General features: G+C 73.6%; 19 protein-coding genes. 9 read left to right on the top strand and 10 right to left on the bottom strand.

All coding sequences use genetic code 11. The features are described 5' to 3' along the window. Nucleotides 1-13 precede the first annotated feature (13 nt). Both SM577_RS14790 and SM577_RS14785 read right to left on the bottom strand, forming a co-directional pair. On the bottom strand, nt 14-1,141 hold the full coding sequence (locus SM577_RS14790; RefSeq protein WP_474587116.1) for a glycoside hydrolase family 18 protein: 1,128 nt from the start codon (nt 1,139-1,141) through the stop codon (nt 14-16). A 56-nt stretch (nt 1,142-1,197) separates the two neighbouring features. Continuing rightward, nucleotides 1,198-1,773 carry a TetR/AcrR family transcriptional regulator gene (locus SM577_RS14785; protein ID WP_302918263.1) on the bottom strand — a complete coding sequence of 192 codons (576 nt, stop codon included), beginning with the start codon at nt 1,771-1,773 and terminating at the stop codon, nt 1,198-1,200. Between the two features lie 85 nt (nt 1,774-1,858). Between SM577_RS14785 and SM577_RS14780 the strand changes: the two genes are divergently transcribed. From SM577_RS14780 to SM577_RS14765, 4 genes are read left to right on the top strand one after another with little or no spacing between them, the layout of a single operon-like run. Beyond that, entirely contained in the window at nt 1,859-2,305 is a 447-nt protein-coding gene (locus SM577_RS14780; RefSeq protein ID WP_302918264.1) for a DoxX family protein, read from the top strand. Between the two features lie 25 nt (nt 2,306-2,330). Then, nucleotides 2,331-2,813 (top strand): MarR family winged helix-turn-helix transcriptional regulator, encoded by a 483-nt coding sequence (locus tag SM577_RS14775; protein ID WP_302918265.1) that lies wholly within the window; start codon nt 2,331-2,333, stop codon nt 2,811-2,813. After that, entirely contained in the window at nt 2,807-4,540 is a 1,734-nt protein-coding gene (locus SM577_RS14770; RefSeq protein WP_474587115.1) for an ABC transporter ATP-binding protein, read from the top strand. The genes SM577_RS14775 and SM577_RS14770 overlap by 7 nt, the downstream gene beginning before the upstream one ends. Continuing rightward, nucleotides 4,537-6,567 (top strand): ABC transporter ATP-binding protein, encoded by a 2,031-nt coding sequence (locus SM577_RS14765; protein WP_474587114.1) that lies wholly within the window; start codon nt 4,537-4,539, stop codon nt 6,565-6,567. Before SM577_RS14770 ends, SM577_RS14765 begins: the two co-directional genes overlap by 4 nt. A gap of 3 nt (nt 6,568-6,570) precedes the next feature. On the opposite strand, the gene SM577_RS14760 is transcribed toward SM577_RS14765, so the two are convergent. Together SM577_RS14760 and thrS are read right to left on the bottom strand one after the other, a co-directional pair. Then, a complete protein-coding gene (locus tag SM577_RS14760; RefSeq protein ID WP_474581117.1) occupies nt 6,571-7,449 on the bottom strand; it encodes an alpha/beta fold hydrolase in 879 nt (292 codons plus the stop codon). 93 nt (nt 7,450-7,542) lie between these two features. Continuing rightward, on the bottom strand, nt 7,543-8,856 hold the full coding sequence (thrS, locus tag SM577_RS14755; RefSeq protein ID WP_474587248.1) for a threonine--tRNA ligase: 1,314 nt from the start codon (nt 8,854-8,856) through the stop codon (nt 7,543-7,545). A gap of 409 nt (nt 8,857-9,265) precedes the next feature. On the opposite strand from thrS, the gene SM577_RS14750 reads away from it, so the two are divergent. The 3 genes from SM577_RS14750 to SM577_RS14740 all read left to right on the top strand — a co-directional run bounded on the left by SM577_RS14750 (nt 9,266) and on the right by SM577_RS14740 (nt 11,084). Then, the gene (locus tag SM577_RS14750) at nt 9,266-9,883 is read left to right on the top strand and encodes a DedA family protein (protein ID WP_302918269.1); all 618 of its coding nucleotides are present in this window, start codon (nt 9,266-9,268) and stop codon (nt 9,881-9,883) included. Between the two features lie 81 nt (nt 9,884-9,964). Further along, nucleotides 9,965-10,297: a helix-turn-helix domain-containing protein gene (locus SM577_RS14745; RefSeq protein ID WP_302918271.1), complete on the top strand. Its 333-nt coding sequence runs from the start codon at nt 9,965-9,967 to the stop codon at nt 10,295-10,297. A 79-nt stretch (nt 10,298-10,376) separates the two neighbouring features. Then, a complete protein-coding gene (locus SM577_RS14740; RefSeq protein ID WP_474587113.1) occupies nt 10,377-11,084 on the top strand; it encodes a DUF998 domain-containing protein in 708 nt (235 codons plus the stop codon). Between the two features lie 7 nt (nt 11,085-11,091). On the opposite strand, the gene SM577_RS14735 is transcribed toward SM577_RS14740, so the two are convergent. Continuing rightward, nucleotides 11,092-12,495 (bottom strand): NAD(P)H-quinone dehydrogenase, encoded by a 1,404-nt coding sequence (locus SM577_RS14735; RefSeq protein WP_474587112.1) that lies wholly within the window; start codon nt 12,493-12,495, stop codon nt 11,092-11,094. A gap of 106 nt (nt 12,496-12,601) precedes the next feature. Between SM577_RS14735 and SM577_RS14730 the strand changes: the two genes are divergently transcribed. Then, the gene (locus SM577_RS14730; RefSeq protein WP_302918274.1) at nt 12,602-13,057 is read left to right on the top strand and encodes a gamma-glutamylcyclotransferase; all 456 of its coding nucleotides are present in this window, start codon (nt 12,602-12,604) and stop codon (nt 13,055-13,057) included. A 76-nt stretch (nt 13,058-13,133) separates the two neighbouring features. On the opposite strand, the gene SM577_RS14725 is transcribed toward SM577_RS14730, so the two are convergent. From SM577_RS14725 to SM577_RS14710, 4 genes are all read right to left on the bottom strand, one after another. Next, on the bottom strand, nt 13,134-14,096 hold the full coding sequence (locus SM577_RS14725) for a GNAT family N-acetyltransferase (protein ID WP_474581120.1): 963 nt from the start codon (nt 14,094-14,096) through the stop codon (nt 13,134-13,136). Between the two features lie 68 nt (nt 14,097-14,164). Continuing rightward, nucleotides 14,165-14,905 (bottom strand): SCO6745 family protein, encoded by a 741-nt coding sequence (locus tag SM577_RS14720; RefSeq protein WP_474581121.1) that lies wholly within the window; start codon nt 14,903-14,905, stop codon nt 14,165-14,167. Nucleotides 14,906-15,044: 139 nt separating this feature from the next. After that, the gene (locus SM577_RS14715; RefSeq protein WP_302918277.1) at nt 15,045-15,956 is read right to left on the bottom strand and encodes a hypothetical protein; all 912 of its coding nucleotides are present in this window, start codon (nt 15,954-15,956) and stop codon (nt 15,045-15,047) included. Between the two features lie 4 nt (nt 15,957-15,960). Beyond that, on the bottom strand, nt 15,961-16,590 hold the full coding sequence (locus tag SM577_RS14710; RefSeq protein ID WP_302918278.1) for an MBL fold metallo-hydrolase: 630 nt from the start codon (nt 16,588-16,590) through the stop codon (nt 15,961-15,963). A 117-nt stretch (nt 16,591-16,707) separates the two neighbouring features. Between SM577_RS14710 and SM577_RS14705 the strand changes: the two genes are divergently transcribed. Further along, a complete protein-coding gene (locus SM577_RS14705; protein WP_302918279.1) occupies nt 16,708-17,649 on the top strand; it encodes a DUF4349 domain-containing protein in 942 nt (313 codons plus the stop codon). Here SM577_RS14705 and SM577_RS14700 read toward each other — a convergent pair. Continuing rightward, nucleotides 17,606-18,865, bottom strand: coding sequence for an amidohydrolase (locus tag SM577_RS14700; protein WP_302918280.1), 1,260 nt, complete (start codon nt 18,863-18,865; stop codon nt 17,606-17,608). The two genes, SM577_RS14705 and SM577_RS14700, sit on opposite strands and share 44 nt — an antisense overlap. Nucleotides 18,866-19,238 lie beyond the last annotated feature (373 nt).

Here is a 19,238-nt window from a genome sequence, read left to right as displayed (position 1 = left end):
GGCGCCGTACCGATCAGCTCTGCCGCAGCGGCGGCATCGGCACCGGGACGTCCAGCGCGGTGGCGCCGGCACCGACGCCGCCCTCGCAGGTGTACGGCGGCACCGTGCCGATCCCCCGGGTGGCGGGGCGTTCGGCGGCCCAGAACATGAAGCCGAGCATGCCGGCGGTCGCGCCCGCGCCGTTCGGGGCGACCGTCTGCACGTACGGGGCGGTGGCCCGCTGGACCGACGTGGCCCAGTCCACGCACTCGGGCAGCGGCCGGCCGCCGTAGGCGATGTAGATGCCGCCGGTGAACTTGGCCGGGGCCAGCGGCGGCACCGGGGGGCTGTACTGCGGCTTGCCGTCGACGTGTTCCTGCCAGTTGGCCTGCGCGCTGCTCGCCGAGGCGGGCCGGGCGGTCACCATCGCGTTGGCGTAGTCGAGCACCGGCCGGTCGGTGCGCAGCCAGTCGGCGGTCGCCTTGCGGTTCAGCGCGATCAGCCAGCGGTCACCGGCCGCCACGTCGATGGTGAGCCGGGCCTGCGGCCGGGCGCCGGTGGCGTCGTACGGGTGCACCGCCCGGTAGGCGTCGATGAACGCCTGGAGCGCGGTGAGGTTCGGGTCGGTGTTCTGCTCGTAGTCGATCTCGATACCGACGCCGAGCCGGGTGGCCACCGCGGCGGCGCGCTGGCCGAACAGCGTCGGGTTCTCCGCGAGCGCGGCGTCCCAGTCGTCGGTGTAGGTGATCCCGCCGATGGAGAGCATGACCCGGATGCCCCGCGAGGTGAAGTAGTCGACGATCTCGGGGGTCATCCCCCGCGGCACCCCGTCCAGGGTGGCCTGGTCGGTGGTCTGCCGCAGCAGTGCCAGCGGGTTGACGAAGCTGAGCACCACCAGGTTGACCGAGGGGCGGCCGTCGCCCCGGTCGACCAACCAGCGGTTCTGGGCGTCGAACTCGGCGACGCTGCGGACCGTGCCCCAGGTGCAGAAGTCGTTGCCGCAGTGCCACGCGCCGTAGATCTGCACCGGGGTCGCGGCCCGGGTCGTCGGGCCGGCCCCGGACGCGGTGCCGGCCGGCGAGCGGGCTGGGCCGGCGGCGGCCGGCGGGGCCGCCGTGGCCAGGAGGAGCAGGGCCACCACGAGCAGGACGGACCGTCGCATCGGGCACCTCCTCGAGGCATCGGTGCACCTTGTTTACAGTAAGGCCGTCACATACGTCAATGTCCGCCCGGAGACCAGGCGAAGAGGCGGGAGATCACTGTCCGGGCCGCCCCGCGCGGATCGCCGCCGATCCGGGCCGGCAGCGCGCCGGAGAGCCAGAGCGTGGCGAAGCCGTGCACGATCGACCAGGCCGCCAGCGCGTCCGGCCCCGGGTCGACCGCCCGCCGGCCCGGCAGCGCCGCCACTCCCGAGTAGAGCGCCGCGCGGGCCCGCGCGTTGGCGGCCCGCACCTCGGCGGCGTCGGCCCGGTAGAGCTCGGGGCGGAACATCACCTCGAAGTGGGCGCGGTGCCGGACCGCGAAGTCGACGTACGCCACACCGGCCTCCAGCATGTCGTCGCCGGCGCCGTGCAACCGGTCGGCCAGCAGGTCGAAGCCCTCGACGGCGAGCGCGGTGAGCAATCCCGCCTTGTCGCCGAAGTGGTGTGCCGGCGCGGCGTGCGAGACGCCGGCCCGGCGGGCCAGGTCACGCAGGCTGAGCGCCGTGACGCCGGACTCCTCGATCGCCTGCACCGCCGCCGCGAGCAGGGCGCGCCGCAGGTCGCCGTGATGGTAGCCAGGTTTGCCGGTCATGCGACGATCCTATCTTTCCATTGACAAGATGCCACCGTAGCCGGCAATCTTGTCGGCGACAAGATTCGTTCCCTGGGAGGTACCGATGGCGCCACTGATCGCACTCGTGTCGGGCACCGCGCTCGCCCGGCTGGCCGGGCTGTTGGGCCTGGGGGCGCTCGACGGCTGGCATCCCGCGCTGCGGGTGGGGCTCGCGCTCATGTTCGTGGTGACCGGTGTCGCGCACTTCGCGCCCGGCTACCGGGCCGACATGATCGCGATGGTGCCGCCCGCCCTGCCCCGACCCGACCTGCTGGTGACGGTCACCGGGGTGCTGGAACTGGTGGGCGCGGTCGGGCTGCTGCTGCCGGCGACCGCCCGCTGGGCCGCGGGCGGACTGGCCCTGCTGATGCTGGCCATGTTCCCGGCGAACGTCTCGGCGGTGCGGCGTGGGCTGACCCTGGGGGGCCGGCCGGCGACCCCGCTCGGGCCGCGGACAGTGGAGCAGATCTTCTTCGTCGGCGTGGCCGCCGCTATTTCGTTTGGTGCCTGACGATTAGGGGGCTAACATAGTCCTCGTGCATCTGGTCACCCTCGACGACGTTCCGATCGGCCGGCTCCTGGTGGTCGCCGGCCATGTGGTCAGCCAGCGGTGGAACCGCCTGCTGGCGGAGAAGTTCAACCTCACCCAGGCCGGCATGGTCACGCTGATGACGCTCGCCAAGCACGGTGCGCTGCCGCATGGCGAGGTCGCCCAACGCTGCTTCGTCCGGCCGGCCACCCTGACCGGCATCATCGACACCCTCGAACGCGACGGCCTGGTCGAGCGGCAGCGTGACGAGACCGACCGGCGCAGCATCCGGCTCGCCATCACCGACGCGGGGCGGGAGCGGCTGGGGTCGCTGACCACCCTGATCCAGTCCAATCCCCCGCTCACCTCGGTCGACGCCGACCCGGCGAAGGCCGCCGTGATCCGCGAGTTCCTGTTGGAGGTCATCGGCAGCGCCGAGGAACCGCCGGTGACGGGCCGCGCCGACCTGCCGGGAGGCCCGGCGTGCTGATCCGACTGCTCCGCGACCACCTGCGCCCCTACCACCGGGCGCTGACCGCGGTGGTGCTGCTCCAGTTCGTCGGCACCATGGCCTCGCTCTACCTGCCCAGCCTCAACGCCGACATCATCGACCTGGGCGTGGCCCGCGGCGACACCGACTACATCCTGCGTACCGGCGGTTGGATGCTGCTGGTCAGCCTGGCGCAGATCGTCTGCTCGATCGGCGCGGTCCACCTCGGCGCGCGGACCGCGATGGGCTTCGGCCGGGACGTCCGGGCCGCCGTCTTCACGCACGTCAACCGGTTCTCGGCCCGCGAGGTCGCCCGCTTCGGGGCACCGTCGCTGATCACCCGCAATACCAACGACGTCCAGCAGGTGCAGATGCTCGTGCTGATGAGCTGCACCATGCTGGTGGCCGCACCGATCATGAGCGTCGGCGGCGTGGTGATGGCGCTGCGCGAGGACGTCGGGCTGTCCTGGCTGATGCTGGTCAGCGTGCCGGTGCTCGCCGTCACGCTGGGGCTGGTGACCCGGCGGATGGTGCCCGGCTTCCGGCTCATGCAGACCCGCATCGACGCGGTGAACCGGGTGCTGCGCGAGCAGATCACCGGCATCCGGGTGGTCCGGGCGTTCGTCCGCGAGCCGTACGAGACGCGCCGCTTCGCCACCGTGAACGCCGAGCTGACCGCGACCGCGTTGCAGACCGGCCGGCTGATGGCGCTGGTCTTCCCGGTGGTGATGCTGGTGCTCAACGTCTCCAGCGTCGCCGTGCTCTGGTTCGGCGCGCAGCGGGTGGACGCCGGGGCGATCCAGGTGGGCGCGCTGACCGCCTTCCTCCAGTACCTCATGCAGATCCTGATGGCGGTCATGATGGCCACCTTCATGCTGATGATGGTCCCGCGCGCGGCGGTCGGCGCGGAGCGCATCGTCGAGGTGCTGGACACCGACTCGTCGGTGCTGCCGCCGGCGGCCCCGGTGACCGAGGTGCCGACGCGCGGCGAGTTGGAGCTGCGCGGGGTGCGGTTCCAGTACCCGGGCGCGGCCGAGCCGGTGCTGCGGGACGTCTCCTTCCGGGTCACCGCCGGGACCACCACGGCGATCGTCGGCAGCACCGGCGCCGGCAAGACCACCCTGCTGTCGCTGGTCCCCCGACTGGTCGACGCGACGGCCGGGGCGGTGCTGGTCGACGGGGTCGACGTCCGCGAGCTGGCGCCGGACGAGTTGTGGCGCCGGATCGGCCTGGTGCCGCAGCGGCCGTACCTGTTCACCGGCACGGTGGCGAGCAACCTGCGCTACGGCAACCCGGACGCCACCGACGCGGAACTGTGGGCGGCGCTGGAGATCGCCCAGGCCCGGGACTTCGTGGCCGCGATGCCGGAGGGGCTGGCGGCCCCGATCGCGCAGGGCGGCACCAACGTCTCCGGTGGGCAGCGGCAGCGGCTGGCGATCGCCCGCGCGCTGGTCCGCCGGCCGGAGATCTACCTCTTCGACGACTCGTTCTCCGCGCTCGACCTCGGCACCGACGCGCGGCTGCGGGCGGCGCTGCGGCCGGTCACCGCCGACGCCGCCGTGGTGATCGTGGCCCAGCGGGTCTCCACGATCGTCGACGCCGATCAGATCATCGTGCTGGAGAACGGGGGCGTGGTCGGGGTGGGCCGACACGAACAGCTACTGAAGACCTGCCCGACCTACGCGGAGATCGTCGCCTCCCAGCAGACGGCGGAGGTGCCGGCATGAGCGAGCAGCAGGAAGCGCGGGCGGCCGTACCCGCGCAGAAGCCGGCGGCCGACGGGCCCACGCCGAAGCGGTTGCCCGGCGGTGGGCAGCGCGGCCCCGGGTGGATGGGTGCCGGGATGCCCGCCGAGCGGTCGATGACCTTCGGGCCGTCCGCGCGGCGGCTGCTCGGCCGGCTCCGGCCGCACCGGCTCCAGCTCACCGCGATCATCGCGCTGGCGGTGGTCAGCGTCGGGCTCAGCGTGATCGGCCCGAAGGTGCTCGGCCACGCCACCGACCTGATCTTCACCGGGGTGATCGGCCGGCAACTGCCGGAGGGCACCACCGCCGAGCAGTCCGTGGCCGCCGCCCGGGCGGCCGGCAACGACAGCTTCGCCGACATGCTCGCCCGGATGGACGTGGTGCCCGGGGTGGGCGTCGACTTCGCGGCGCTGGGCCGGGTGCTGCTGCTGGCGCTCGGGCTCTACCTCGCCGCCAGCCTGCTGATGTGGTGGCAGGGTTGGCTGCTCACCGGCGTCGTGCAGCGGACCGTGCAGCGGCTGCGCGCCGACGTGGAGGAGAAGCTCAACCGGCTGCCACTGCCCTACTTCGACCGGCAACCGCGCGGTGAGCTGCTCAGCCGGGTCACCAACGACATCGACAACATCTCGACCAGCCTCCAGCAGACGCTGAGCCAGTTGCTCACCTCGCTGCTCACCGTGGTCGGCGTCCTGGCGATGATGTTCTGGATCTCGCCGCTGCTGGCCCTGATCGCGCTTGTCGCGGTGCCGCTCTCGGTGCTGGTCACTCAGCGGATCGCCAAGCGGTCGCAGCGCCAGTTCATCGCCCAGTGGACGCACACCGGCCAGCTCAACGGTCAGATCGAGGAGGCGTTCACCGGCCACGAGCTGGTCAAGGTCTTCGGCCGCCAGCGGGAGGTGGAGGCCGCCTTCGCCGCCAAGAACGAGGAGCTGTTCAAGGCCAGCTTCGGCGCCCAGTTCATCTCCGGGATCATCATGCCGTCGATGATGTTCATCGGGAACCTCAGCTACGTGGCGATCGCCGTGGTCGGCGGCCTGCGGGTGGCCACCGGGGCGATGAGCCTCGGCGACGTGCAGGCGTTCATCCAGTACTCCCGGCAGTTCACCCAGCCGCTGACCCAGGTCGCCTCGATGGCCAACCTGCTCCAGTCCGGGGTGGCCTCGGCCGAGCGGGTGTTCGCGGTGCTCGACGCCGAGGAGCAGAGCCCGGACCCGGCCGAGCCGGCCCGGGTCCGCGACCCGCGCGGCCGGGTCGAGTTCGAGCACGTGTCGTTCCGGTACGAGCCGGACAAGCCACTGATCGAGGACCTGTCGCTGGTGGCCGAGCCGGGGCACACGGTGGCCATCGTCGGGCCGACCGGGGCCGGCAAGACCACCCTGGTCAACCTGGTCATGCGCTTCTACGAGCTGGACGCCGGCCGGATCACCCTGGACGGGGTGGACGTCACCACGATGCGCCGCGACGACCTGCGCGGCCGGATCGGGATGGTGCTCCAGGACACCTGGCTCTTCGGCGGCACCATCCGGGACAACATCGCCTACGGGCGGCCCGATGCCACCGACGAGGAGATCCTGGCCGCCGCCCGGGCCACCTTCGTGGACCGGTTCGTCCGCAGCCTGCCGGACGGCTACGACACGGTGATCGACGAGGAGGGCAGCAACGTCAGCGCCGGCGAGAAACAGCTGATCACCATCGCCCGGGCGTTCCTCGCCGAGCCGTCGCTGCTGATCCTGGACGAGGCGACCAGCTCGGTCGACACCCGTACCGAGGTGCTGCTCCAGCGGGCGATGGCCGCGCTGCGCTCGGACCGGACCAGCTTCGTGATCGCGCACCGGCTCTCCACCATCCGGGACGCCGACCTGATCCTGATGATGGAGGACGGCCGGATCGTCGAGCAGGGCACCCACGAGGAGCTGCTCGCCGCCGGCGGCGCGTACCACCGGCTGTACCAGGCCCAGTTCGCCCAGCCGGTGGTCGACGAGGTCGATGCCGAGCCGGTGGCGCGGTGACGGTCAGCGGTGGACCCGGTCGAGGAAGTCCCGCAGCAGGCGCACCACCTCGTCGAGGTGCGTCTCCAGCAGCCAGTGCCCGCCGTCGAGCAGGTGCAGCTCCGCGTCGGGCAGGTCCCGCAGGTAGGCGCGGGCCGCGCCGGCCGGCATGTAGCCGTCGTGCGGTCCCCACACGATCAGCGTCGGCGGCCGGTGGCTGCGCAGGTACTCCTGCTGGCGGGGGAACCAGGCGACGGTGCTGCCCTGGTCGGCCAGGAGGCGGACCAGGGCGTCCCGCCGCGCCGGTTCGGCCCGCACCTGGGCCCAGGACAGCCGCCACAGGTCGGGGCTGACCCGGTCGGTCAACCGGTCCGGCAGCTCGCCGAGGAACTCGCCGCGGAAGCCCGCCTCGCTGACCGCCTCGGCGAGGCGGGCCCGGCCCTCGTCGGTGGGGTCGCGCCAGAACCGCTTCAGCGGCTCGTACTTGGGGCCGTGCTGGTCGGGGTAGATGTCGCCGTTCTGGATGACCAGGCCGGCGACCCGCTCCGGCGCGGCCATCGCCAGCCGCAGCCCGAACTGGCTGCCGTAGTCCTGGAGGTAGATCACGTAGCGGGTGAGCGACAGCACCTCGGTGAACCGGCGCAGCAGCGCGGCGTAGGCGTCGAAGGTGTACCCGAACCGGGCCGGGTCCGGCGTGTCGCTGTAGCCGAAACCGGGCAGGTCCGGTGCGATCGCCCGCCACCGGTCGCCGAGCGCGGGCAGCAGGTTGCGGAACTGGAACGACGACGACGGGTAGCCGTGCGGCAGCAGCACCACCGGGGCGTCCGGCGGCCCGGACTCCCGGTAGAAGACGTCGATCCCGTCGACGTCGACGGTGCGGTGCGCGACAGCTGCGTGGGCCACGGTCCCCTCCTGACCGCCACGCTACGGCCGGACGCCCCGGCCCGGGTCGGAACCGACCGGGCCGGGGACGCCGGCGACCTGCTCGGCGCGGGCTCAGCCGACGCCGAGCAGGTCCGCCGAGCGGGCGGCCACCACCCCGGCGACCAGCCCGAGCGCGTCGCCGACGGGCATCGGGTCCAGCCCGCGGCCGTCGCGCAGCCGCAGCGAGACCCGTCCGTCGGCGGCCTCCCGGGGCCCGATCACCGCGACGTACGGCAGCCGGCGCCGGGCGGCGTCGCGTACCCGGGCGCCCAGCGAGCCGGCGCGGTCGACCTCGGCCCGCAGCCCGGCCGCCAAGGCGTCGGCGGCGAACCGGTCCGCCGCCTCGGCCTGCCCGTCGTCGACCGGCAGCACCACCAGCTGCACCGGGGCGTACCAGGCCGGGAACGCGCCCTGGTGCACCTCGATCAGGTACGCGAAGAGCCGCTCCATGCTGCCCACCAGGCTCCGGTGCACCATCACCGGCCGGCGCCGCGCCCCGTCCGCGTCGGTGTACCAGAGGTCGAACTTCGCCGGCTTGTCGAAGTCGAGCTGCACGGTGGACAGGGTCGACTCCCGGCCGGCGGCGTCGACGATCTGGATATCGATCTTCGGACCGTAGAAGGCGGCGTCGCCGGGCGCCTCGGCGTACTCCACCCCGGCCAGGGCCTCCCGCAGCAGTTCCTCGGCGCGCGCCCACTGCGCGTCGTCGCCGACGTAGCGCTGCTCCGGCCCGCGCAGCGACAGCCGGTAGCCGGCGGGTCGTACGCCGAGCGCCGCGTGCGCCGCGCGGATCAGCCCGAGGATGGCACCGACCTCCGCGCCCACCTGCTCCAGGGCACAGAAGTTGTGCGCGTCGTTGAGCGAGATGGCACGGACCCGGGACAGCCCGCCCAGCACCCCCGAGCGCTCGGCCCGGTACATCCCGCCCAGTTCGGCGATGCGCAGCGGCAGTTCCCGGTAGGAGCGGCCCCGGGCCCGGTAGACCAGGGCGTGGTGCGGGCAGAGCGCCGGCCGGAGCACGAACTCGTCGTCGGCGCTGAGCCGCATCGGCGGGAACATGTCGTCGGCGAAGTAGTCGAGGTGGCCGGAGATCTCGAAGAGCTGCCGTTTGCCCAGCGGCGGGGAGTAGACGTGCCGGTAGCCGGCCCGGCGCTCCAGCTCCCGCACGTACTCCTCGACGGCGTGCCGGGCGGCGGCGCCGGCCGGCAGCCAGATCGGCAGCCCGGCGCCGGCCAGCGGGTCGGAGACGAACAGGTCCAGCTCCCGGCCGAGCCTGCGGTGATCGATCATGTCGCGCTCCTGGTTCGGGTACGCCCCACGGGCGAGCCGGTCCGGAACGCCACGAGGCCCCGGGGCGGATCGCCCCGGGGCCTCGTCGACGGTCAGGTCAGTACGGCGCGCCGGGGTCTCCCGGCGTCGTGGTCAGCACCGCACTGCGCATGCCGCGACGGTACGTCGGCCGCGGCGCGGACCGCACCCGCATTTCCCGGAGCGCGGCCGGGCGGACGGGAGGCGGTGGTGGGCCGCCGGCACGGGACCTGCCGGCGGCCCACGGCGACCCGCCGTCGGAAACGGGGGACCCGACGGTCCTGGGCCGCGCGCCGACAACGGTACGCCGACGGCGGCCGATCCGCCGACCGCCGGCGCACGCGTCACGGCCCGGGCGTCCGGTCGTTGAACCCGGGGTGGCGCAGCCGTGTCGGCGGTCACCACCGGCCAGGGCCGTTCCCGACGACGCCGGCGGAGGCGTCAGGCTCGGTACACCCATTCGGCCCCGTCCGGCGAGGTGGCAGTCGTGCCCGAACTACTCACTGAGGTCGCGTCACCGACCTGGGCGTACCTCGTGCTGCTCGGGCTGCTGGTCGCGGACGCCTTCGTGCCGGTGATCCCCACCCAGGTCGTCATGATCACCAGCGGCGCGCTCACCGTGTACGGCGGGCTGAACCTGCCGCTGACCATCGCCGTCGGCGCGCTCGGCGTCTTCGCCGGCGACCTGGTCTGCTACCTGCTCGGCCGGAGCGCGCCCGACCACCGACCGCCCCGTCCCGGCCGACCGGGCCGGGCCCGGCGGGTCGCCGGCCGGGTCACCCGGGGACTGCGCCGCCCCGGCCCGCTGGTGATCCTGCTCTGCCGGTTCGTGCCCGGCGGGCGGATGGCGGCCTGCTTCTCCGCCGGGCGCAGCCGGTACCCGTACCGCCTCTTCCTGCTCTACGAGACGCTGGCCGCACTGGCCTGGGCGTCGTACGGGGCGCTGGTCGGGCACCTGGGCGGCACCGCGCTGACCGGGTCGGCCTGGCGGCTGGCCGTGGTCGCCGGGGTGGCGGCGCTCGGGTTCGCCGCCGCCGGTTGGGCGATGACCCTGCTCAGCGCCCGCCAGCAGTCCCCCACCCCGGCCGAGGCGACCGCCGACTGAGCGTGTCTCGGGCCGCACCGGTATAAGCTCGGCTTATATTGACCGGGTGTGGGACGTCAGGCTGCATCCCGAGGTGGAGCGATGACCAGCGGATCGGACTGGCGGGACGTCAAGGCCCGGGCACGCGAGCTGGACCCGACCTGGGAGCAGCCCGACCGGGTGGCCCGGCGCGGCCGGATGCGCGAGCAGATGCTGGCCTCGGTGAGCGGCGCCCAGCTGGCGGAGATCCGCCGCCAACTGGGCATGACCCAGAGCCAGTTGGCCGAGGCGGCAGGTCTCTCCCAGGCACGGATCAGCCAGATCGAGAACGGGGAACACACCAACCTCGACACGTTGCGGGCGTACGTCACGGGCCTCGGTGGTCACCTCGACGTGGTCGCCAGGATCGGGAACATCCACCTCAACGTGGCGTGACCTCTAGGGGTCGCCCCCGGGATCGATCTCGGTGGTCGTCCCGGATCCGCCTGAGGCGCCCACGGCGGCAGGCTGAGGCATGCCTGGAACCCGGAACAGCGGCCTGCTGGCCCTCGGCGGCATCGCCCTGGCGGCGCTGCTCGCCGTGATCGGTCATCTCGAGGTCAACGAGGACCTGGATCCCTGGTCGCTGACCGTCAGCGACTACGCCGTCTCCGACCGGGGCGGCGTGATCGACGTGGCCATGGTGGTGCTGGCGGCGGCCACCGCCGCACTCCTGCCCGCCCTGCGACGCGCCGTCACACCCGCCGACAACCGCCGGCCCCGACCGGGTCCGATCGCGGGCGGGCGGCTGGGAGAGATCCTGCTGGCCGCCTGGGTCGGCGGGCTGCTGCTCGCGGCGATCGTCCCGACCAACGAGCCCGGGCTGCCCATGGACACCGCCGCCTACGTGCACCGGTACGCCTCGGTGGTCGCCTTCCTGGCGCTGCCGGTCGGCGGCTGGCTGCTCGCCCGGCGGCTGCCGGCGGCCACCGGCCGCTGGGTACGCGGGTTCGCCCTGGCCAGCCTGGCCCTGGCGGCGGTGATGGTCTGGTCGGCCTACCCCGGCGACCGGGTCCTGCTCGGCCTGATCGAGCGCCTGCTCATCCTCGCCGAGGTGGCCCTGCTCGCCACCGTGGCGCTCTGGTTCGGCACGCGGCGGCAGCGCCCTGCCCGACCCGAGCGGCTGCCGCTGCGGCCCGCGTCGCACGATCGCGGCCTCGTCGGCCTGGAGTGCCGGGACTGACCGCCGGTCACTCCAGCTCGTGCAGCATGAGCTGGCGGGCCGCCTCGGTGATCGAGCCGGACAGCGACGGGTAGATCGTGATGGTCTGGGCCAGCTCGTTGACGGTGAGGTTGTTCTCCACCGCCATGGTGATCGGCAGGATCAGCTCGCTGGCCTTCGGGGCGACCACCACGCCGCCGATCACCTGGCCGCTGGCCGGCCGGCAGAAGAGCTTCACGAAGCCGTCGGCCAGGTCGGCCATCTTCGCCCGCGCGTTGCCGGAGAGCGGCAGCATCACCTGCCGGGCCGGGACCTTGCCGGCGTCCACCTCGTCCTGGGAGACGCCGACGGTGGCCAGCTCCGGGTCGGTGAAGACGTTCGCCGCGACGGTACGCAGCCGCAGCGGCCGGACCGCCTCGCCGAGCGCGTGCCACATCGCGATCCGGCCCTGCATGGCCGCGACGCTGGCCAGCGGCAGCACGCCGGTGCAGTCGCCCGCGGCGTAGATGCCGGGGACGTTGGTGCGGGAGACCCGGTCGACCGTGACGTAGCCGCCCTTGGCCAGCTCGACGCCGTACTCGGCCAGGCCGAGGTTGGCGGTGTTCGGGATGGAACCGACGGCGATCAGCGCGTGCGAGCCGTACACCTTGCGGCCGTCGGAGAGCTCGACCTCGACGCCGTCGTCGGTCCGGCGGACCGCGTCGGCGCGGGAGTTGTTCAGGATGCTCATGCCCCGGTTGCGGAAGACCCGCTCGATGGCCATCGCCGCGTCGGCGTCCTCGTGCGGCATCACCCGGTCGCGGCTGGAGACCAGGGTCACCTCGACGCCCATCGCCAGGTAGGCGCTGGCGAACTCGGCGCCGGTGACGCCGGAGCCGACCACGATCAGGTGCTCGGGCAGCTCGGGCAGGTCGTAGACCTGGCGCCAGGTCAGAATGCGCTCGCCGTCCGGTACGGCGGTGGGCAGCTGGCGCGGCGTGGCGCCGGTGGCGACCAGCACCGTGGACGCGTCGATCGAGTAGTCGGCGCCGCCCTCGGCCGGCGTGACGACCACCCGGTGGGTGTGACCGAGCGTGTCCTCGCCGAGCCGGGCACTGCCGGCGACGAAGGTCACCCCGGCCTTGAGCAGCTTGGCGTGGATGTCGGCGGACTGGGCCAGGGCGAGCCGCTTGACCCGCTCGTGCACCGCCCGGGCGTCGACGGTGACCGCCTCCAGCCCGTCGGAGTGCACGCCGAACTCCTCGGTGTCCCGGTAGCCGGTCACCACCTCGGAGCTGGCGATGAAGGTCTTCGACGGGACGCAGTCGGACAGCACGCACGCCCCGCCGGCGCCCTCGGCCTCCACCACGGTGACATCAGCGTCCAGCTGGGCGGCGACCAGCGCCGCCTCGTACCCGGCCGGCCCACCGCCGATGATCACGATCCGGCTCACAGCGCTCGCCCTTCGTCGATGCTCACAGTGACTTTCTTCTCCCGAACGCGCTCGACACGCACCGTCGTATTCTCCCCCACCCGCCGGCCGGGCTATCGTCATCGCCGTGCGTCATTACGCCGCCTACGGCTCAAACCTCGACCCCGCCCGGATGCGTGCCTACTGTCCGCATTCGCCCATGGTGGGCACCGGCTGGCTGGAGGGCTGGCGGCTCACCTTCGCGGGCGAGGACGTGATCGGCTGGGAGGGCGCGGTCAGCACCGTCGTCGAGTCCCCCGGCGACCGGGTGTTCGTGGCGCTCTACGACATCCACCCGTACGACGCCGCCCAGCTCGACGAGATCGAGGGGGTGACCGCCGGCACGTACCGCAAGCTGCACGTGCGGGTCTCCACCCTCGACGGGGACGTCACCGCGTGGATCTACGTCTTCGACGGCTACGAGGGCGGCCTGCCCACCTCGTGGTACCTCTCGGAGATCGCGAACGCCGCCGAGAAGGCGGGCGCCCCGGACGACTACGTCACCGAGCTGCGGTCCCGCCCCACCGGCACCGCTTCGGCCTAGCCGCGCGTATCCCACGACCCACAGTCTGCTCCCAGCCGGGACCGCCCGACCAGGCGGCCCCGGCCAGGGTCGTCAATCACACACCGGTGGCGGGTACGACCCGCTGGTACATGTCCGTCCAGCGCACCTCGCGCAGCCCGACCGACCGGTAGAGCGTCACCGGGGCGGTCGGGTTGGTCAGGTCCACGCCCAGCCCGGCGTACTTGCGCCCCTTCTCGGCGTACGTCGTGAAGGCCCGCCACAGCAGCGCCGCGCCCACCCCGCGCCGCCGGTACGCGGGCAGCACCGACAGCGTCCGCACGAAGCCCTCGTCCTGCTCCAGCGCCTGGTCGGAGGACTGCAACGCCCCCGCGGGCACCCCGTCGACCTCGGCGAAGAACCACTCGTCCCAGAGCGTCCCGTGCGCGCGGAGCGCCTCGCGCCAGCGGTCGAAGCCGGCCGGTTCGTAGTCCAGGGTGTCCCGGAACGCGGTGTCGTAGATCTGGTGGAACAGCCGCAGGTCGGCCTCGTCGCCGGCGCGCAGCGGCCGGACCGTCACGCCCGGCGGCAGCGGCGGCTCGGCGGGCAGGTCGGCCAGCTCCCGGCGCATCCGCACGTACCGCTTGGCGCGACGGAACCCGGCCTCGGCCAGCTCGGCCGCCCAGCGCGTCTCCGGCGCGAACACCGCGGTGCGCACGGTCAGCTCCGGCCGGCCCCGCTCGGCGGCCCGTTCGGCGATCCGGTCGAGCTGCCGGGCGAGCAGCGGGGCGCGCACCCCCTCGCCGCGCTCCGGGTCGACGTAGACCTCGACGAACTCGCGGCCCACGCCGGTCGGGTTCGACAGGATCGCCCAGCCGACCACCGCGCCCTCGGGGTCGGTGACCAGCCAGGAGTCGCGCTGCGGGTCGACGAAGGGTGCGGTGAGCGCGTCCCGCACGTCGTCGGCGTCGAAGTCGGGGTAGCCGACGGCGAAGGTGTCGGCGGCGTGCACCACGGCCAGGATCGCGGGGATGTCGTCGAGGGTGGGTCGGCGGGCGGTCCATCCGGCGGGGAGATTCACGGGGGTGATCCTGGCAGGCCGGCCCGGGGAGCGCCGCCGAATTACCGGGGGCCCGGCCGGGCCCGGTCTCACCGGGGGCTCAGGTGGGCCCGGGTGGCGGTGAGCAGTTCCAGCAGCTCGGTGCCGTCGGCCGGGCCGAGCGCCGCGAACGCGGCGGTGGTCAGCCGGTCGGTCACCGCCTCGGCCCAGAGCCGCCGCCGCACCAGCGGCCCCACCGGCGGGTACGGCGGCGGCCAGCCGCAGGCCACCGCGCCGGCCTCCCCCTCCGGCCCGGCCAGCACCGCCTCCAGCGGGCTCATCCCGCTGGCCCGTACGGCGAGCAGGTGCGCACCGGCGAAGTGCTCCCGGAGCAGGCGCAGCCCGGCGGCGGCGCGGGCGCCCGGGGTCCCCCCGGGCACGGTCACCGCGCGCCAGGCGGCGAAGAGCGGCATGCCGCTGGCGTCGGCGGCGAGGACGGCCCGTTCGAGCAGGTCGGCGAGACGCTCCACGCCGGGGGACGTGGCCAGCCGCTCGTCGCCCCAGCGGCAGCACTCGACCAGGCTGGCGAGGGCCACCTCGAAGGGCCGGATGGTCCGGGCCGCACCGTCCCAGCCGTCGGCCACCGCGCCGGGCTCGATGAAACCGAGCGCGGCGGCCACCGTCTCGGCCCGGACGTCGCCGAGCGCGCCGGCCCGACCGGTGATGTAGAACGCCCAGCCGGAGATGCCGAGCAGCCGGGCCCGGCGCAGCGTGGTCGGGCACCGGGTGTACGCGTCGCCGAGTTCGAGCACGATCGGCTTGCTGGCCGCGGCGACCTGTTCCGGCGTCATCCGCCCGCTCCCCGCCGTCCGCTCATGCCGGCACTCCGCTGCGCTACGTGCCGTCATGAGGCCCCGCCGCGCTGAGCCTGATGATTCGCTCGCTCCGCTCGCTCATCGGGGACCAGTCTGCCGTGCCCCGTCCGCGTCGTCAGCCCCCCTCTTCGGCGTCCAGCGCCTCCACCGCCGCCTCCACCTCGCCGGTGCGGCGGCGGGCGGCGGTGAGCGACCGTTCGGCCGCGCGGCGGGCCAGCTTGGACCGGCTCAGCTCCTGCTCGACCACCGCCCGCCGGCGTTCCAGCTCGGCCAGTTCCGCCTCCACGGCGTCCAGGGCGGCGGCGCCGTCGCGCTCGGCCGCCGCCGCGTCGGCCAGCTCCGCCTCCGCCCGCTCCTGCTCGGTACGCGCCTTCGCCAGCTCCTTCTCCAGCGCCCGGCGCTGCCGCGCCCGCTCCGCCCGGGCGGCCCGCTCGGCCTGCTCCGCTCGGAGGGCGGCCCGGTCCGGACGGCCGCGTTCCGGGCGCGGCGGCTCCGGTTCCGCCTCCTCCCCGCCGGTGACGAGGCGCAGTTGCGGGCGGGGCACCTCGCCGAAGCCGGCGTAGCTGGCCGCCCGCAGCAGCCGGCCGGCGCGGACCTGCTCGGCCACCTCGGTGTCGGAGAGCGCGGCGTTCAACGTCGCCTCCACCTCGGCCAGCGGCAGCTTCCCGGCCGGCGGCGCCCCGTCGGTCTGTGCCGCCAGCTTGCGGACCTCGCCGACCAGCGCGCCGACCACCGCCCGGCGCTGGGCGGAGAGTTCGCGCAGCCGGGAGCCGCGCAGCTCCCGCTGGGCGGAACGGAGCGCCTCGGCCAGCTGGGCCAGGTCGGCGACCAGTTCGGGACGGCGGTGGGCGAGCAGGTTGACCAGCCAGGCGGCCACGGTGGGGCGGCGCAGCTTGGCGATCTCCCGGGCGGTCTTCGGGTCGCCGGCCTGACGCGCCTCGGCGGCGGCCGCGTCGCGGGCCGCGACGAACCGGTCGGGCGGCGTGCTGTAGAGCTGCTGGACGAGGTCGCGGGAGGGGCCGGCCATCGCCTCAGCCGTCGATCTTGGTACCCGGCTCCAACCGCTGGTACTCGCAGTTGGACAGCGCGGTGTACTGCCGGTCGAGTACGCCGTAGCCGTTGTCGTTGAGCAGCGCGTCGTGCAGGGCGAAGGCGCGTCGCGGGGCGACCGCCCGGATGAAGTCGACCACTTCGGAGAACTTCGACCAGGGCGCGTGGATCGGCGCGAAGAGCGTGTCGACCTGCACGTCGTCGGGGACGACCAGCGAGTCGCCGGGATGGTAGACCACGTCGTTAACCAGGTACCCCAGGTTGTCCACCACCGGGATGTCGGGGTGGATCACGGCGTGCCGCCCACCGTAGGCGCGGACCGCCACGCCGGCGGCGGTGAACGACTGGCCCGCCTCGACCGGTTCGAGCGCCTCGGCCGCCTCGCCGAGGGTGCGGGCCAGCGAGGACGGCCCGTACACGGGCACCGGCCGCCGGTCGAGCTGGCGGACCAGCGCCTCCACGTTGACGTGGTCGGGGTGCTCGTGGGTGATCAGCACCGCGTCCGCCCCGTCCAGCGCCACCGGCTCGCTGAACCCGCCCGGGTCGATGACCAGCACTCCCCCGTCGTGCTCGAGCCGTACGCAGGAGTGGGCGTACTTGGTGAGCTGCATCGTGACTCCTCGATTATCGAATCGTGACGTCCTGAGCGCAGTCTGCCGGAACCGACGTGCCGACGCGTCGCGTCTGAGGTATCGCCCCGGAGCGGGGCGGTGACGGAAGGGACGGGGATGGACGGACGAGAAGCACGTCGCCGCGGGACGGCGCTGGTCGCGGCGGGTCTCGTCGCGCTGCTGGCGCTCGCGGGTTGCGGGAGCGGCGATTCGGGCAGCGCCCGGGACTCGGCGGCCGGCGCGCCGGCCGGCCAGGAGGGGGGTGCCCCGGCGGACCAGAAGCAGGCCGGTCCGGGGGCGCCGGAGCAGGCCGGCGCCGGCGCGCCGGACCTGCGGATCGACCAGCGGGCGATCATCTACACCGGAACGATGCGGGTGCAGGTGGACGATGTGGACGCCGCCGCGCGGGAGGCGGTGGCCGCGGCCACCCGGGCCGGCGGTTTCGTCGGCGGTGACGAGCGGCGCAGCTCGGCGGCCGACGCGGTGGCGGAGCTGGAGCTGCGGGTGCCGGCGGCGAAGTTCACCGAGGTCGTCGACGAGATCGCGAAGCTGGGCCGCCAGCAGCGCCGGGACATCAAGACCGAGGACGTCACCGAGGAGACGATCGACCTCGACGCCCGGATCACCAGCCAGCGCGCCCGGGTGGAGAACGCCCGCCGCCTGCTCGCCCGGGCCACCTCGATCACCGACCTGGTGTCGCTGGAGAACGAGCTGGCCCGCCGGGAGGCCGATCTCGCCTCGCTGGAGGCGAAGAAGCGCCGGCTCGCCGACCTCACCGCGCTGTCCACCATCACCGTGTCGCTGGTCGGCCCGGACGCGACCACCGCGGAGGAGGAGCCGGAGGCCGGTTTCCTGGTCGGGCTGGAGGGCGGCTGGAAGGTCTTCCTCGTCTCGATGACGCTGCTGCTGACCGTGCTGGGCGCGCTGCTGCCCTGGCTGATCGCGCTCGGCGTACCGCTGACGGTGCTGCTGGTGGTGCTGCGCCGGCGGCGCCGTCGCAAGCCGGCGCCGCCGATCAGCGCGCCGCCGCCAGTGCCCGCAGCGCGGTCTGCACCATGACGCGTACGCCGACCGGGATGGCCCGCTCGTCCACGTCGAACGAGGCGCGGTGCAGGTCCACGTTCGGGCCGGAGCGGCCGACGCCGAGCCGGGCCAGCGCGCCCGGCACGTACTCCAGGTACCAGGAGAAGTCCTCGCCGCCCATGCTCTGCGGGGTCTCGGCGACGCCCTCCGGGCCGAGCGCGGCGGCGGTGGCGGCGGTCAGCACTCCGATGGCCCGGGAGTCGTTGCTCACCGGCGGGCGTCCGCGCAGGTACTCCAGGTCGACGGTGGCGCCGGTCGGCGCGATGACGTCCCGGATCACCTGACCCACGATCTTGGGGGCGAGTTCCCAGGTGTCGCGGTCCATCACCCGCAGGGTGCCGGCCGCGCACGCCTCGGACGGGATGACGTTGTACCGGGTGCCGGCCGAGGCGTGGCCGAACACCAGCAGCAACCCGCTGTTGGCCGGCACCCGGCGGCTCACCAGCGCGGGCACCTCGGTGATCAGCCGGCCGAGCGCGTCGACCAGGTCGACGGTCAGGTGCGGCCGCGCGGTGTGGCCGCCCGGCCCGGTCAGCCGGACGGTGACGTTGTCGGCGGCCGCGGTGATCGGGCCGACCCGCAGGCCGATCTGCCCGACCGGCAGGTTCGGGTCGCAGTGCAGCGCGAAGATCTGCACCACGTCGTCCAGGCCGCCGGCCTCGATGACCTCGAGCGAGCCGCAGGGCAGGATCTCCTCGGCCGGCTGGAAGATCAGCCGGACCCGGCCGGGCAGCTCGCCGAGGTCGGCGAGCTGGGCCAGCAGCATGCCCACGCCCAGCATGATCGAGGTGTGCACGTCGTGCCCGCAGGCGTGGCAGACCCCGTCCACGGTGGAGCGGTACGGCACGTCCTTGACGTCGGTCAGCGGCAGCGCGTCGATGTCGGCGCGCAGCGCGACCACCGGACCGTCCGGGCGGCCGTCGATGTCGCAGATGACCCCGTTGCCCTTGGGCAGCAGCCGCGGGTTCAGCCCGGCCAGGGAGAGTTCCCGGGCGATCAGCGCGGCGGTCTCGAACTCCTCGCCGGAGAGCTCGGGGTGCGAGTGGATGTGACGGCGGGTGGCGATCAGCCCGGGTACCCGGAGGGCGAGAAGGTGGTCCAGCTCGAACGGCAGGGGTTGGGACCCGGTGGGCGCCTCCGGCCAGGACGACGCCAGCTGGCCGCCCGTGGGCAGCGTCAACGCACTCGTCACGTCGAATTCTCGATCACTAGAAATGGATGGATCATCGGGAACAGCAGACAGCCTAGACCTCCGGCGGTGACGCTGCGCAACCTCGTTACGGTAGTGATCGGACCGCACAGCGTCACGAATGCCCTGCTGAGAGCGCTCGTAGATCTGCGGGACAGCAGGTAGATCGCGGTTGAACGCCGTCATCTGCCCCACACCTCCTACAACGCGTAACCGTTTCGCGGGTCACGAAGTCGAGCGCCGACCTCGGGCCGTTGTTCCGAATTGTCGCATTAGTCGGTTCGATGAACTGACACTCCGACAATTACCCGACCACTCTCCGCAACGAGGCATCCGCCGACGTTCACACGTCCGGGCGCCATCCGACCGCACAGGG

It is taken from the genome of Micromonospora desertarenae (assembly GCF_056150265.1).
Note: the sequence above shows the minus strand (reverse complement) of the source record. Positions and strands in the feature narration are given on the sequence as shown.

Coding starts and splice junctions, on each gene's coding strand:
- SM577_RS14790 (WP_474587116.1), bottom strand. CDS start 1,141: ATGCGACGGTCCGTCCTGCTCGTGGTGGCCCTGCTCCTCCTGGCCACG.
- SM577_RS14785 (WP_302918263.1), bottom strand. CDS start 1,773: ATGACCGGCAAACCTGGCTACCATCACGGCGACCTGCGGCGCGCCCTG.
- SM577_RS14780 (WP_302918264.1), top strand. CDS start 1,859: ATGGCGCCACTGATCGCACTCGTGTCGGGCACCGCGCTCGCCCGGCTG.
- SM577_RS14765 (WP_474587114.1), top strand. CDS start 4,537: ATGAGCGAGCAGCAGGAAGCGCGGGCGGCCGTACCCGCGCAGAAGCCG.
- SM577_RS14745 (WP_302918271.1), top strand. CDS start 9,965: ATGACCAGCGGATCGGACTGGCGGGACGTCAAGGCCCGGGCACGCGAG.
- SM577_RS14740 (WP_474587113.1), top strand. CDS start 10,377: ATGCCTGGAACCCGGAACAGCGGCCTGCTGGCCCTCGGCGGCATCGCC.
- SM577_RS14720 (WP_474581121.1), bottom strand. CDS start 14,905: ATGACGCCGGAACAGGTCGCCGCGGCCAGCAAGCCGATCGTGCTCGAA.
- SM577_RS14715 (WP_302918277.1), bottom strand. CDS start 15,956: ATGGCCGGCCCCTCCCGCGACCTCGTCCAGCAGCTCTACAGCACGCCG.
- SM577_RS14710 (WP_302918278.1), bottom strand. CDS start 16,590: ATGCAGCTCACCAAGTACGCCCACTCCTGCGTACGGCTCGAGCACGAC.
- SM577_RS14705 (WP_302918279.1), top strand. CDS start 16,708: ATGGACGGACGAGAAGCACGTCGCCGCGGGACGGCGCTGGTCGCGGCG.